Below are 15,379 nucleotides of genomic sequence, written 5' to 3'. Positions count from 1 at the left end.
TTTGAATTTTTATAATAACCATAAAGTTTTGGAGATATCCAAAACTTTATTTATTGAAACGTATCCTGAATCTGAGTGTTTTGTTCTTACAGGAAGTCAATTGGAAGAGGAGTTTATATCCGTAGTAAGTGATATAGATATTTTAATCGTACCATATAGGAATTGAAAGAATATTTGGATCAAGTAAAAAATGGGAGGAGAAATAGTAGAGTACGTTTTTTGTGTTTGATCCATCTTTCAGATTAACAACGCATGATGTAAAATAAAAAAGGACATAATCATATGACTATGTCCTTTTACCTTGTAGCCCCAACCGAACAAATCTCGAACCATTTTTTGGAGGATTTGGAACGTTTGGCAAATATTGAAAGCAATTAAACAATTACTTTCAATATCTCCCTATTTTGAGAAATCAAATAAAAGATGATGTATCGTAAATTCCTTATCAAATCTTTTATGAATGCTATCAAATGTAAAATTATTTTCTTCGATAGAGTTGTCTGTAATTTTTATTAAATCGCCTTCGGGGGTTGTGTTTAGGTTTTCTTTCAGTTTTCTCACAAGACTATTCTTAATCGTAAGACTATCTCCTGTCAATATGAATCCAATCATTCCGCCAAAAGTTGAATTTTGAGCGTATTTCCCATTGAAGTATCTTAACACCCCACCGTCAAAAATATTCTCACCATTACCATCCTTTTTGTATGTATTACAGCACACATATTTATTTACCAAATCCTGACTACCGTCCAAGTTTTTACACTCAAAGAAAAGATCTTTTTTTTTCCAATACGTGTTATGAATGGTAATATCATAGTTTCCTTCTACATTCTCATCATTCGTTTCTTCTCCCTTTACAGAAAAATTCAATCCAAATTCCCTATTTGCTTTTAATTTCAGGCGAATAAATTTTGCGATTTCTCGCTCAACTCTAGCAGGTTTATTCTTCCTCTCGGCTTCTATCTTTTCTTTTAATTCTTCACTATCATAATTCTTATAGAAAGACAATAAATGATAAAATATCCATTTTTTCCAAAACACATCGTCTAAAGACTTTAATTGACGAGTATCAAATGGTAATGGAGCAGGTTTTTCAGTTCTAATGTATTCTCTCTCCATTTTCATTTGGTATTAGATGTTTTAAAATATCTTGTCCATCTTCAAAAGCTTTTGTTTCCGTCCAGTTTTTATTTATATCTTCTTTAATGATATATACGCAGTCTTTTCCAAAAATTTTTTCTTGGCTTGCTAAAAAGTTTGCATTCGAATTTTGTTCAAATATTTCGTTAAGCAAATACTTTTTAGTTTTATCCGCTTGAGGATTATTAGCATTAGCTCCAAAGGATATTTTTACAACAATTAAATTGAATCCTACAGAATCTTTATGTACGCTTATAGGTGATTCAAAATAAAATCCCATAACCTCCTTTATCGTATCTGTATAACTATCTAAAGCCTTTTTCTTCTTTCCAATTCTTGATTTTGGAAGAAAATAATCTTTAATCCTTTGTTTTTCCCAATACGATAATCCGTATAAGTCGAAAATTAGCTCATTTAGTAGCGGTTCTTTTTCTGAGTATTGATACTGTCCTTCCGACAAGCCCTTACTTATATCTGATATTTTTTTTGTTATATTTTCATCTAAATCTTTAGGAATAGGAAGACTAAGTATATCGTCATTACCTATTTTAGGATAAGATCCAGCTAATCGTTTTCTAAAAAACAGATCAATATAGTAATTAATGAAATGAGAATTTAAAATAGCGGTAATTAAACCATATAGATTCTGGCTATTTAGTTTGATTACATGTAAATCAAAGTCAAAATAAATTTTGGAACTTGAATAAAGGGCTTTTATCTCACTACCTGTTCTATTAAAAATAATTTTATCTCCCAAATATATTTGTGGATCCCTCCCTCTTTCGAAATTTGAAATATCTCCTCTTAAAAACAGATTTACTTTATATTTCTTAAAGTTGTCAATGTTTTTTGGTTTTAAAAGTTCAAATGAAAACTCGTTAGTAAGAGAATTAGATGTATTATCTTCTTTAAATTTATGGTAATAATCTAACTGTTCATTTCTTCTTAACTTTTTCCATTCTTCTTTGCGAATATTATATTCTTTGCATATTGCTTTTTCTCCTACTATCTTTAATCCCTCTCTTATGAAAGGTTTTCCATCTATATGAAGGATAAAATCAGACAATTTTTTTTCTGTATTTAATTTTTGATAAAGATCAAAATCGAAATTATTCCCTGCTAATAAATCTCTTAATCCAAGTTGTTTATTTTTTAATTTAATTTGTTTTATTGAGATTGATTTATCTTCTTGTATTACAAGTAATTCAAAAGGCTTTTCGGAAAATAACCCTAACTCAACGGGATAATAATCCAATATGCCGTTTTCTTTAAAATTGTTCGTAAAAATAATTGATACAACACTTTCATTTGCTTTCTCAAATAGTATTTTTTTTACTCTTGATAACTCATAAACTTTCTCAATTCCATAGTTAGAATAAAAATAATTTTGAAAATCTTCCGAATGATCATTGTAAAAATTAGAGCTGTTGGAAACAAATCCAAATCTTGTGTTCTCGTCGCTCCAATCTTTAATTTTTAAAAAGAAGCATTGAGATATTTGAGATCGTCCAACAATATTTTTAGCAACTTTTTTGGCTTCTTCAGAAATGTTAATTTGATAAAAGTTCAAAAACGATATTTCATTTTGAAATTCCTCTGTATTTGGTATTTCAAAGAATGGTGGATTTCCAACTATATAAGAAAATACTTTGTTTTCAAAAGGTTCGTTTGATGTATCAAGAGTATTAGCTCGTTTTATATTCTGAAAAAACGGAAACTCTGAAAATAAATTAATTTTTTCATTGTCTTTTAGTTGTTTAGCTATATATTCTTTTATTTCTACAGGATCGATACCATTAAATATCTGTAATGAAAGTGAAAAAATAGTAAAGCGTTGAGCAACTAACTGCTTTTCAATACCAAATATATTTTCATATAAAAGTTGTGTTCTAAATCGGATTTTTTCAATATTATCTTCAGGCTCTAAATTCTGTTTTCGAGCTATTTCCAAAAGCTTTTGATATCCTGTAATCAAAAACATCCCTGAACCACTCGAAGGGTCTAAAATCGAGCCTATTTTATCCTCTTTTATTACGTCATCTACAATTAACTGTGCTAATTTCTTCGGGGTGTAAAATATTCCATTTGTCTTCTGCTTTTCAGACAAAAAGACTTCATAAATGTAGCTTATAAATTCAATTGGCAGAACATCAAATCTGAAATCAAATAATCTTAATTGACCACTTTTTAGGTTTGATTTGAAAGAGTTGGAGATAAGATCACAAACATCCGCAGTTAAATATTCTTCATTTATTTTCGGTGTATCAAAAAGTGAATTATTGAATATTTCGTGAATGTGATTATATAATTCATTAATCTCTTTTTTCGATTTGTTGTCTAATAAGGTTTTGTAATTAAGTGTTTTATCTTGAAAATGATGACTGTAAAAATAAGAGTTAATAATGTGATTGTCCTCTAAGTACTTAATATAAAGCGTTCTATCAATTAATGCCTGAACTACTTCATTTCTTTTACTGTCCTCAGAAATTGATTGAAATAAAAGATTGCTTAATTGCTCTTTTAATTCGCTCAATGTAGCAACTAATTCTTTATCTATTCCTTTGTATTTAGATTTAGACAGAAACTTTTTATAATTTAGCCAGAATGCACCACTATCAAATTGCCAATGTTTGATTTTTTCAATTGTATCTAAATCTTTTGAAGTGGCTGAAAAGACCTCTAAAACACTATCCTTATTTGAAGCTTTTGGAGAATATTTGGCATATAGCATTTTGACTTCATCCGTTTCAATCGAATAATAGAAAATAATGTTTGCATCGTTCTTATTCCAAACATATTTTCTAAACTGCTTAAGTTCTGAATCTTCTAAAGAACAAGTAATAAGGTAAAACGAGGTGTTGGTATTATTCGGGCTTTTATAGAAGAAAACTGAATTTTTAAGCTTTTGAGATAAAGTAGTTTCTATCTCAACAGCAATAGCTTTTGGCTTCAAATCAACATTGAAGTCAAACCCTAAATTAGAAAAGAAATCTACATAAGTCATTGATTTATATTTTTATATTAAAGATATGACTAAGTATAAAACAATTATATATTTTTACACTTAGCTTATTGTGCATTTTCACTTAGTTGTATGACAGCTTGTTAAGCCTCTTTGTTTGTGATTATCCTTCTCAGAAAAAAGCTGATTACATATTGTAAAGCACAAAAAACGTTATTTGTCTACTGGGTAAAGATACTAATTATAATAGCTGAATTCTATTAGACCACTTGATTAATTTAATATGATTTAAGTTCTTCTAAACTTCTACCAGAAATATTTTTGAAAACGATAGACATGTCTGCTTCTTTCAAACATTGTTCTCCAACCCGAGCTTCTAAAGCGGTTATTGTTTCCTCATATAGCTCGTTTAAAGTTTTATTCCTGCAGATTGGCTGTGGATTAAAAATATCTGATTTGCCATTATGTGACATTCCAATAACTGCATATATTCTTCTATCGTTAACACAATAAAAAGATTCAGCATTAATTGTTGGTTCAAGATATAAACAAATATCATCCAACGTTTTAAAGGTGTATATGTATTCTTCTCCTGAATTGGAGTAAATTGATAATTGAATCAAGGAGTTTTTTTCTATAACTGTATCAAATCTATATTTTTTCAATTCATTGATTATCTCAAAAGTATCTTGTAGTTCCTTTTTGAAGTAATTTGACTTTGGGTTATAATGAGACGTTTGATTCAAAGCTCTTTCCCGATATCTGTCTAACTTTTCTAAAAGTATGACATTAAACCCCAAGTGGTTGAAAAAATCGGTACACTTTACAATTAATGTACCTAAAGTTTGAGAAGTTACAGCTATAGGTTGTCCATCCTCTTGGCGAAGAAATTTAGATGGTATAATTTCTTTAAGAACTTCTTCTAAAGCAGATCTTAAATTATTACCACAAGCATTGTAGTCAATATTTTCAACATCATTAAAATAGTACAACGCTTTTTGCAAGTATGATTTGTGTGTGGTTATTGATGGAATTCTTTTTCCATCAATCAGAGTTGCTTCATAAAGTTCAAAAATCTTCCAATGATCTAAATATGCATCATCTAGTGTCGCTTTATTTTGCTCTCCTTTTCTCTTTAGTGCCGCTGCATGAGTAACCTTAATATAGCTAAGGGCAGATTGAAAGAAAACCCTGTCATGAGTTAGTATTATTAATTGATAATCATTTAAATATTCTTCAAGAATGATGGATAATACTATTTCACGATTACCCATATCTAAACTCAAAAGTAAATCATCTAGAATAAGAATTTTTGGTAATTCCTTAATGAATTTTTCTTTTAAGATAGCCATTCTAATCGCTAAGGCTATTGAAGATAGCCTTGCTTCATTCAGAAAAGTATGAACTCTTGTTATTTTTCGAGATGTTTCATCAAGATTCGAATCAATAAGCCAAGCATCTAAAAAAATTTCCGGAGGCAATGTTTTTTTATTACGCCCTTTATTATATGTATTGAAGTCATTGTAGGTGCAATTCTGATAAACAAATTCTATTTGGAAATCTTCCTTAAATCTATACTTCAAATAATTATTGGCTGTTTCAGTGATTTTCATTAGGTAAAAATCAAAGTCTGTATTGAATATAGATATTAAATTTTGAAAATGTATATATTCCAGATCATAAATACCTGGATATGGATCCAATCCTATTTTCAAATGATCCCACCAGACTTCAAGATTTGTAGAAATAACTGTTCCATCATGTTTTGTCAATGGTGTTCTAAGATTTACAAATGGCAAAAGATGTTTTTCAAAATATCCAAAAAGCTTCACTTTGCTCTTATTGGTAAAATTATAAATATTAAAAATTGATTTATAATCAATAAGATCGCTTGTGAGTGTAATCTCTTTGATAAAATTGTCTGTTCTGGTATTAACAGTCGTATTTGAAATTCTTTTTAAGCGTGGATCGGAAGGTTCATTTTCAAATAAGATTTCAATATATGAATCCTCAGCATCTCCTGCATAACGGTTTTTAAGACTTTCTTCATTTCTTGTGATTGGTAAAAAATACTTTTGAACTTGTCTTACATCTGATTTAAATACACTTTGAAAAAAAGTGTAAAGAGCCCAGTATATGGAACTTTTCCCACTACCATTTTCACCATACAATAGGATATGTTTACGATCGAAGTCAATTACCCTATTGCCATAGAAAAATTTAAAATTATGTAAGGTTATTTCTTTTATTCTATACATTACTTAGCGGTTTTTATAGGCATTACAATATCTGCCAGTTTAATGTCCATCAACTTTAAATTGTTGCGGATTTCATTCTCTTTCTCACGAAGTTTTTGATAAGCATTGTGTATGATTTCTATCTGATTACGCTCTTCTTTTCCTCCTATATGCTCAAAATCCCTTTCTGCATATTTTATAAATTCGATGCCTACTTTTTCAAAATCCTCTTTAAAATACAACTCCATCACCATTGCATTTACCACTTCTTTAAATAGTTGTGCGATATGGTTATTAGGAACATGGGGGTTTATTTTTTTGTCTTCAGAAAGAGTAAGGATAAAAATTATTTTGTCTATTAATAAATTAAAAACCTCAATCGACTCGGTCTTCTTTATCGGGAATTGTTTACAATTAGCAATCAAAATTTTGGCGAAAGTTACTTTTTCAATATCAAGGAACTTAACTCGATGATAAAAGGACATCAGAGAGGAATTTAGAATCGCTGTCAGGAACTTAAGCTTATTAATATCTTTTTTTGCAATAAGGGAAAATCCAATCTGAGTAAAATACCTTGGTTTTTCTGAGTAGGCTGCAATAATATTTAAATTAGAGCCTTCTAATATTTGACGTACAATTATTTTCTTCCCTTCAAAAAATTTTTTCTCTCTTGGTGCCCCTAGCCAACTCCCATACTTCAAGTATTCCTTTACTTGATTTGAAACATAGTAGTGGTGAATATTCTTACCAGATATTAATGGTACGTAGTCGTCCGTTAACTTCTTATCAGCATGAAATGCTCGAGTTTCAATAATTTCTTTCGAATGTCCCCTATGTTTATCATAAGGAGTGATTCCTAAAGAGAAGTCAACTAGATCTATAAGCGGAATCGATCCTTTCTCAATTTTATCTATAATATTAATTGTTTGTGGATTATTGAAAATATTAAATCGACTCGTACTATCTGATTTCCATGCCTTTTTATTGAATTTGATAAATTCTAAATTGTTAAATATTATTTTTTCTTGACTTTTAAAATAGGCTGCTTCTACATAATCTATCTCATTACCCTTTGATAGAAAAAGCAACATAGTTTCAACCGTTGCCGTCGTAAAAACAGAATCAGGAAGCTTAACAATCCTACTTAAATCAGGCAAAATAAAATCTCTTATTTTTTGATAAGAATCATTTACCAAAAGTGAATTTGGATGAATATATGCTAAAACACCATTACTAGAAACGAAATATATTCCCCGCTCAATAAAAATTGAGTATAAATTAATTCTATTTGAAGTTGTTTCAAATCGTTTAAAATAATCTTTAACAGCTTCTTTTGGTAAAGCCTTAATATCAACGTAGGGCGGATTCCCTATCACTACATCAAATTTCTCTACGCCAAACATCCATTTAGGATCAAACCAATCACTTTTATCATTACCAAAAGGGTTCCAGTTTCCTAATTTGTATGCTTTACTATTAACATCAGCAAATAGGCTACTTTGGTCTTTGGCTATCTTTTGTTGTACTTTTAGAAATTGCTCTTTTACACGTACTTTAGCCTTTCCAGAGCTTTGTATATATTCGTTTCTAAGATCTTCTAATTGTTGTAATTCTTCAAAATTATCAAACATACTACGCTGTTTTTCTTCAGGAAGATTTATCAGCGTATCAGCCGTAACAAATTTAAACTCCAAATTTGGAAGTGGTTCTATCCCTCTGTTTGGTTTTGTTTCATCTATATTCTCATCAACAATTAAAGATAAAAAACAACGCAGTTTACTTATTTCTGCGGCAATGGGTTGTATATCTACTCCGTATAATGAATTTTGTATTACACCAATTTTACGAGCGTATTCCACCCCCGAAGCTTGTAGTTTTTCTTTCAGTTGCTTTTTTACAATTGGATTATTAATACGGTCTATTTGGCGTTTTTTCCACTTGTCAGCATGAGGATCTATTTTCTGTAAAGCCTGTACAATTTTTTGTAAAACACCCATTGGGAAAGCCCCCGAACCACAGGCAGGATCCAGTATCTTTACTTGGTCTAAAGCATCTAAAATTTGATTTCCCTCTTTCTCCGAAAAATGAATTTCTTCTTTTTCCAGCATTTTGAAAATTGGTTGTAGTCTATCCGTTTCTATTGATGTTTTATTATGGATATACTGTACTAAACTTTCAGTAGCCATATAGTCCACAATTTCCCGTGGTGTATAAAAACTACCTGTTGCCTTGCGTGCCGTTTCACCGCTGTCTGGGTCAATTTCTGCTAAGAGATTTTCGAAAATACGCCCTAACATTTCAGGATCGACACTCACTTCAATTTCGGTAACTGAGTTTTCATCAATGGTAAAGTTGTATTTCTCTAATTCTTCAAAGAATTTTAAAAACCAATCATCCGTAATTCCAAAATCATTTTGATTATTTCCTTTGCTATTCGGTTTGTAATAATCCTCGTTATTAGCTTCAAACAATCCTCCATTCAGAAAAGGAATCGCCTCAGCTCCTGTTGGAAGATTGTCCATACGTTCGTCTATTGGAGTATTCAAAGTTTGGAAAAACAAGCGCTCTAAAATGCTATGGTAATAATTATTGTAATGTTTTGCAGCATTTGATGAAAGCAAATTCTCAGGCAACAAAGCAATGCCAGCATCTGATTTTTTCACTTTTAAAAACCAACAAAATACCGTTCTCCCTATTAAACGAACAGCGAATTCTTGTCGAACATTTCGGTCGGTATTTGGTAATTGTAAAATACCATCTCCATATTCTGTGACTTTTTTTCCTTTGCCAATTTTTCCTCCCACCAATTCATAGAAAAACGACTGAACAATTTTATAAAATTCTTCGTTTAACGCTTCTACACTAAAGGCATTTAGGATGTCTTGTAAGGATGTGGATTTGCCTATCAGCTTGCTTAAGCGATCAGATGGTGTTTTTACTTTTTCACCCTCACCTAATAAATAGGTGAAACGTTTAGGTTCAGTTGCCTGTTCAATGATCTCGCCTTCATCGTTCAGTACTTTTATTTCCGAAATGAATGATAATCTCCATTTTTCATTTTGAACAAAAACAACAATAGCACCGTCCACATCGTATTTGTAAACGTTTCTAAGCAATTCACGAAGACTGACTTTATTGCGTTCTAACCAAACATTTGATTTAACATTAATACGATACAAACCAATAATTCGATCGTCAGAAGTTGTGAAACTACCTAATTCAAAAGCTTCAGTCGCACGCTCATTATTAGGCAATAAAATTGGTTTGGGTTGTGCATACAATTGTCTTGCACCAAAAACAGATTGCAGTGCTTTGATCCAATCTTGGTGATTATATGCTTTTTCAAATATCTTATGTAGGGTCATTCTGTCCATTAGTCAATAAATGTTTCAGTGATTACTATTTCAGGAGTGATATTCAGGTCTATACCTTCGGCTGAAGACTGGTCATCTTCACCCTCACTAAATATATCATATTTTTTGGCAAGGGCAATAATTAAGTTGTCAGCTTGTCCGTATGATGTCTCCTTCTTATCTAATCTTCGTTTCAATTTTCTTATTTCATTAGGCAAAGGGGTAAACGTCCCTTTATCTATAGAGTCGACTAATACTTCACAGGCTTTTTTGGTATCAGCTTTTCTTGTAATCGATTTAAAATCACGCAAAAATTTCTTTGCCTGTGCAGATATAGCATCCGCTTTATCTGTTGTAGTAACCGTATCTGTTGTGGCTCCTAAAAAGTTTTTATCAAATTCTGCTAATGCTGCCTGTACATTGTCATAATGGCTTGAGGGGACATCATACCCTTGCTCACTTACCTTTGCTTCAAATCTTTCGGCAGCTTCCAAAAAGGTCAAAGGTGTTACCTCGTTATCTTTAGTAACAGAATAAAACTCCATTTTATAGGGCGATTTCAGGAAAATTAACGTTCCTTCTTTTGTTTGTTCCGTTTTATTGTCTTCTTGTTTTCGAGCAGTACGTGCTTTTAGCGGAAAGTTTTTTATACGCTTAAACTCACGAGGATTATTGTCTTTAAACTCCCTGATAAATCTTAAATACAGTAATCGTTTATCCTCTTCGTCTGGCACCCCTTCTTTGAAAAGCTCAAATTGCTCGACCAATTCTTCATGTGTAAACACCTGTGCGTCCTCGCCAAAAGCTGAATGGAATCCTTGTAACTTTAATAATGCATTTTTATACAACTTAATCTCCTCATCTCCCTGCTGTGATGGATAAAATATATAGTTATATACCACACCTGCGACACTTCCGATTCGGTTAATTCTCCCAATTCGTTGCATCAATCTTGTTGCATTCCATGGAGTATCATAGTTAACCAAAACATTGGCTCGATGTAAATTTACCCCTTCAGCTAAAACATCGGTTGTTATCAAAATTTGATAGTCATCTTTTCTTTTGCCAATGTAATTTGCGTCAAAATTCTCTTGAATAGTTTCAAATATTTTGTTTCTATTCACAGAAGATACTTTTAATACACCTTTCCCAATGCGGTTTTCTAATTTTTCCGCTAGATAATCTGCTGTGTCATTACTTTCCGTAAATAAAATAAGTTGTCCTGTTGGATTACTTTCTTTATTTAGCAATTCATTTTCAAGTGTTTGAAATAACTCCTCAATCTTCGGGTCTTCTTCTACTTTTGCCCATTCATTACTCAACTCTTGCAATAAGATTTCATCTTTTCTTAAGCCTGCTAATAACTCTGGTTCGAAATCTTCTGCTCGGAAAATGTTATTCTTTGGTTTCTCTGTACCTAATTCTATAATCAAACTTTCTATTTCTTCCATAGAGAAGCCCTTTTCTATCAATTCATTAATATTCAAGTCTGGGGCAATCAAAACCTTGTCATTCTCAAACATTTTAATCATTCTTTGAGTAGATACTAAAAGGTTGTTAAGGGTGATTTGGAATGCATGAAAACTACTCTCCAATCGTTTAACCATTAATGTTTTCATGATTCCAGCCAAGGATTTAGAAATCAATATTGCTTGATCGTAATAAGCATCTTGTAAATCTTCTCTCAAAAACCGAATAGCCTGATAGCGATAATAATTAACCTTATCGTCATCAGTCAAATAGAATATGGTGTGATAAAAAAGCTTACTCAATTTGGTATTCAGGTTGTAACCAACAGTACGTAAAGGAGCTATTTCAGGGAAAACAATTCCTTGTTCTTTTAAATCATCTAAATATTTTGGGTAATTTGCTAAATCTCGTCTTGTCCTTCTAACCGTAATTTGAGAAATTACCTTTTCACGAATTGCATTGTACAACTCGCGAATCTTTTCCACATTGGGGTCGTCTTCTCGCATCACATCTTTATATTCCCGAATGATGGGCCCAAAAAACGATTGTAGATTAGTAACGGGAAGAGTACTTCTTCTCGCATCCTGAAACAATAGTAATTGATAATAGAGATCCTGTGGTCTGTTATTAAGTGGAGTAGCTGAAATTAGTATTACTTTTTTATTCTTTCCTGCCACCAATCCTTCGCCATTTCTTGGAGATTTACAAATACGTTGCAACAGCCCAAAAGCTTGCGAAGTATGATTTCTATACTTGTGTGCCTCATCAACCAATATCAAATCATAGTCTTCTTTAGCCCAATAGTTCATGTCCTCACCATTTACTATTTTCTCCAAACTTCCATTAGTGACGAATTTAGTATGTCTGTCAATTCCAAACATTCTAAATGTAGACTTCCAATTTTTTTCCAAGGCAGGCGGGTACACCACCAATATTTTAGTGTTTAAAGAGCCATTAGCAACTAGAAATCGCTTAGCAATCATAGAAGCGATTATTGTCTTCCCGAGACCAACAACATCAGCTAAAAAGAAACCATTATGATCCATTAACATTTGAAATCCCTGATTAACAGCATCTACCTGGTAGCTTAGCTTTTTATAGCTCTTAGGTAAATCGCCAACAGTGTCAGGGTCATAATCAATATTGTTTCCGAAATATTCGATTAATAATTTAAGATAAATTTCAAATGGTGTAAACACCTGTCCAATATGGGTTTTCTTCTTAAACTCTAAAATATCAGCAGGCAAGATCGTTGTTGATTGTTGCCAAAGTCTTTGGAATTCTAATTTGGTGAATTCAACATCACCGAAATCCTTTAATGCAATATTCAATTCGTAATTAGGTGATTTTTTAATCCCTAAACCCGCTTCCGTTAGGTTTGAAGACCCCATAATCACCCAGCCATCTGAATGTTCAGAATGTAGTTCAGGTAGAAATAAATAGAATTTCGCATGGATCGCTTTGGAGTTATGCGCTCGTACTTCTATTCTACCGTCTATAATATCTTGGATAAACTGTAAGATACCTTCTTCTACATCTTTAGAATATTTAGCATCCTTCAAATCCTGTATGAACCAGCTTAAAAATTCGTCTTTTGTTTTTTGCTCGTCACCAAAATACAATAGCCCCTTTTTTTGAGCATCAGCAAACATTTGATCAACATTAATACCAACCAATATTTTTATATCCTTGATATTCTTTAAATACGGCTGTAATGCAAAATATCCTGAAGAACGAAAATAACCTACCACAGCATGAAAGGCAAAGACGTCTTTCATGTTTTCGAGTATGCCTTTGAACTTATGAAAAACTGTATTTTCTTCTGTATTTGTGAAAAATTTTGTACTCATTAATCAGTTATTTTCATCTTTAATTTCAGTCAATAATTCTTTTACTGGAACATCTAATATTTTTGCAATATCGTATAAAACTTCCAAACGAGGTTGTTGTCTATTCTGTACATAGCCATTAACGATGTTATAACTCTTTCCGAGTCGCTCTGCAAGCCAGGTTTGTTTAATGCCCTTTTGTTCTAAGATTTCTTTTATCCTATTCATTTTGATGAATTAAAGATAGTAATTTGATTTTTTTTATGTTTAAAAAACATTTTGCAATATACTGTATTTCGGTGTAATAAAACACTGTTTTTATGTGTAAATTTAACTTGTGTTTTTTCCGAATAACGTTTTCAAAATCACATATCAACGCTCTTTTTCCAAATACTTCCTATCAAACTCCTCTGTTAATTTCACTACGCTTTCAAATATCTGCACCATTTCAACCGTTTGTTTTTCTAATTTATAGAGATAAGCAGATGCTTTTTTCTCTGAAAACCTGCTGTATAAAAGCTTTACAATTTGATTATAGTTGACTCCAACGGACCGAAACTGACTGTGAAACGAAGTCAATCGCATATAAAAATCAACCGTTCCTTTGTCAATTTTTATGGATTTGAATTCTTTTTCAAATACCATGGAGACAACGAATTTGGCTTTATTGTCCATTCCTGATTGATCACATATCGCTAAAAACTTAGCATTTTCTTCATTTGTAAGACGAAAAACATAACGATTTGCTTTGAGGTTTACTTTTAGTTTTTGCCCAACTTTGTTCTGTTTTCTGATTTTCTCTTCCATAATAAATCCATTTTAAAAACTTCAACTATTCGACTCCGGAGAAATGGTTTAGCTCCCTGCGTAAGGGTAAGTCGTTTTGATGGCACGAATCTCAATTTCGAGTGCCTCAAAACATAACTTGCTGTTATCTTTTCGATAACTTTTTCAACATATTTACAATATGTTTTTTCTAATGTAAACACTGTGTATAAACATATTAGTTAACGCCAATTACGCCAACTAAGTACCTTTTTATCTATTGTTTGTCTGTATCTCTATTTCTTTGTCAAAGCAATTAATGCTTTGATTAGACAATCGTAAAATTGTAGCTACGACTTTACAGAGCTCCCAACGATTAAACGTACAAATAGATTGGTGATAAAACCTTTATACAGTTTAATATCTGAAACTTTGGAGTTAGCACTAAACAGACAAAATTGCGATTGGTTAACAACATAGCTAAATGAATAGAATTATAAACAGATAAAAGAACTAGAAATTATGGAAGAAGAATTTAAAAAGAAACAGAGAATTGATGAAGAAGCGATGATGGCACTAATGGTTGATGGACTAAGACCTAATGGATTTACAGAGGCTGAACTCAATGCTCCTGGTATAAGAGATGAAGAGGAAGAAACTAAAGAGATACCAAAGAAGCAAAAGCGTGTAAAAAAAGAACAAACCTCTAGTAATAAAGAGTATAATTCAACGGAGTATGAAGAACTCTTTTTTAAAGATGTCAAAAGCACAGCACGTCATGGTAAGTCAGTTTACATAGATCCCGAACACCACAAAATCCTTTCTCGTATTGTTCAGGTCATTGCGGATGATAAATTGACTATCTATGCTTATCTCTATAATCTACTAGAGCATCATTTCAACGAATTCGAACAACAGATAACTACAAGCTTTGGACTTGCTAACTTTGTCCAGACTAAGTTAGCAAGTCCATTACCCCTTTTAGACATTACTCAACAAGCTATAAAATTAGCTCCTAATGCTCCTAAACTGTATAAAGAAGATGGAACCTTAAATTGGCAAGATGGAACTTTTGAAAATCCCCTTGCTCAATTAGGCGAAAATTACCAATACAATACCAACACACTACTATTAAATGCCAATTTATCCTACAATATCCTACCTAATACTTTTATCAAAGTAAACGCAGGTTTGACTAACAATAACTTTGAAGAGTGGAAAATTAGTCCGTATACCATTAATAATCCTGCCTATGGATTGACAAGTGATGATTCATCAAGTAATAAAGCTGATCAAAAATTCACCTCTTATCTAATAGAACCTCAATTAGAATATAGCAAAACTATAAAGAACCATTCGTTTAGTGTTCTTTTAGGTAGTACCTATCATCTCCCAAAATGCAAACCAGAGCAAGGAGATAGTCATGGACTTTTAGCACGACTTAAAATCCCTTCAAGCCGTCCTATTTGTTGTTTTGTTTAAATGCTCACTAAGGACTAAGCTTACATTAATCAACCTAAGTTTAAACCAAGTAGCAAGCGGTTTTCTTTCATAATTAAAAGTGTTTTTAAAAATTGATTAATAAATAGCACAATGGGAAATCTGATTTTCATAGCTTTTTTC

Annotated in this window: 8 protein-coding genes; 1 reads left to right on the top strand and 7 read right to left on the bottom strand. The window is 31.7% G+C overall.

The features are described from left to right. Positions 1 to 399: 399 nt before the first annotated feature. The 7 genes from ACMHJ2_RS08545 to mobA all read right to left on the bottom strand — a co-directional run bounded on the left by ACMHJ2_RS08545 (position 400) and on the right by mobA (position 13,798). Positions 400 to 1,119, bottom strand: coding sequence for a hypothetical protein (locus ACMHJ2_RS08545; RefSeq protein WP_413512474.1), 720 nt, complete (start codon positions 1,117 to 1,119; stop codon positions 400 to 402). Further along, positions 1,100 to 4,144, bottom strand: coding sequence for an N-6 DNA methylase (locus tag ACMHJ2_RS08540; RefSeq protein ID WP_413512473.1), 3,045 nt, complete (start codon positions 4,142 to 4,144; stop codon positions 1,100 to 1,102). Before ACMHJ2_RS08540 ends, ACMHJ2_RS08545 begins: the two co-directional genes overlap by 20 nt. Positions 4,145 to 4,380: 236 nt before the next feature. After that, positions 4,381 to 6,360, bottom strand: coding sequence for an AAA family ATPase (locus ACMHJ2_RS08535; RefSeq protein ID WP_413512472.1), 1,980 nt, complete (start codon positions 6,358 to 6,360; stop codon positions 4,381 to 4,383). Then, complete coding sequence (locus ACMHJ2_RS08530; RefSeq protein WP_413512471.1) at positions 6,360 to 9,593, bottom strand: Eco57I restriction-modification methylase domain-containing protein; 3,234 nt, start codon at positions 9,591 to 9,593, stop codon at positions 6,360 to 6,362. The genes ACMHJ2_RS08535 and ACMHJ2_RS08530 overlap by 1 nt, the downstream gene beginning before the upstream one ends. A gap of 119 nt (positions 9,594 to 9,712) precedes the next feature. After that, positions 9,713 to 12,940, bottom strand: coding sequence for a helicase-related protein (locus ACMHJ2_RS08525; RefSeq protein WP_413512470.1), 3,228 nt, complete (start codon positions 12,938 to 12,940; stop codon positions 9,713 to 9,715). 75 nt (positions 12,941 to 13,015) lie between these two features. Then, the gene (locus ACMHJ2_RS08520; RefSeq protein WP_413512469.1) at positions 13,016 to 13,219 is read right to left on the bottom strand and encodes a helix-turn-helix domain-containing protein; all 204 of its coding nucleotides are present in this window, start codon (positions 13,217 to 13,219) and stop codon (positions 13,016 to 13,018) included. A gap of 144 nt (positions 13,220 to 13,363) precedes the next feature. After that, a complete protein-coding gene (mobA, locus tag ACMHJ2_RS08515; protein ID WP_413512468.1) occupies positions 13,364 to 13,798 on the bottom strand; it encodes a conjugal transfer protein MobA in 435 nt (144 codons plus the stop codon). Between the two features lie 480 nt (positions 13,799 to 14,278). Between mobA and ACMHJ2_RS08510 the strand changes: the two genes are divergently transcribed. After that, positions 14,279 to 15,238 carry a DUF3408 domain-containing protein gene (locus ACMHJ2_RS08510; RefSeq protein ID WP_413512467.1) on the top strand — a complete coding sequence of 320 codons (960 nt, stop codon included), beginning with the start codon at positions 14,279 to 14,281 and terminating at the stop codon, positions 15,236 to 15,238. Positions 15,239 to 15,379: the final 141 nt, after the last annotated feature.

The organism is Myroides odoratus, from assembly GCF_965118575.1.
Lineage (GTDB): Bacteria > Bacteroidota > Bacteroidia > Flavobacteriales > Flavobacteriaceae > Flavobacterium > Flavobacterium odoratum_B.
Note: the sequence above shows the minus strand (reverse complement) of the source record. Positions and strands in the feature narration are given on the sequence as shown.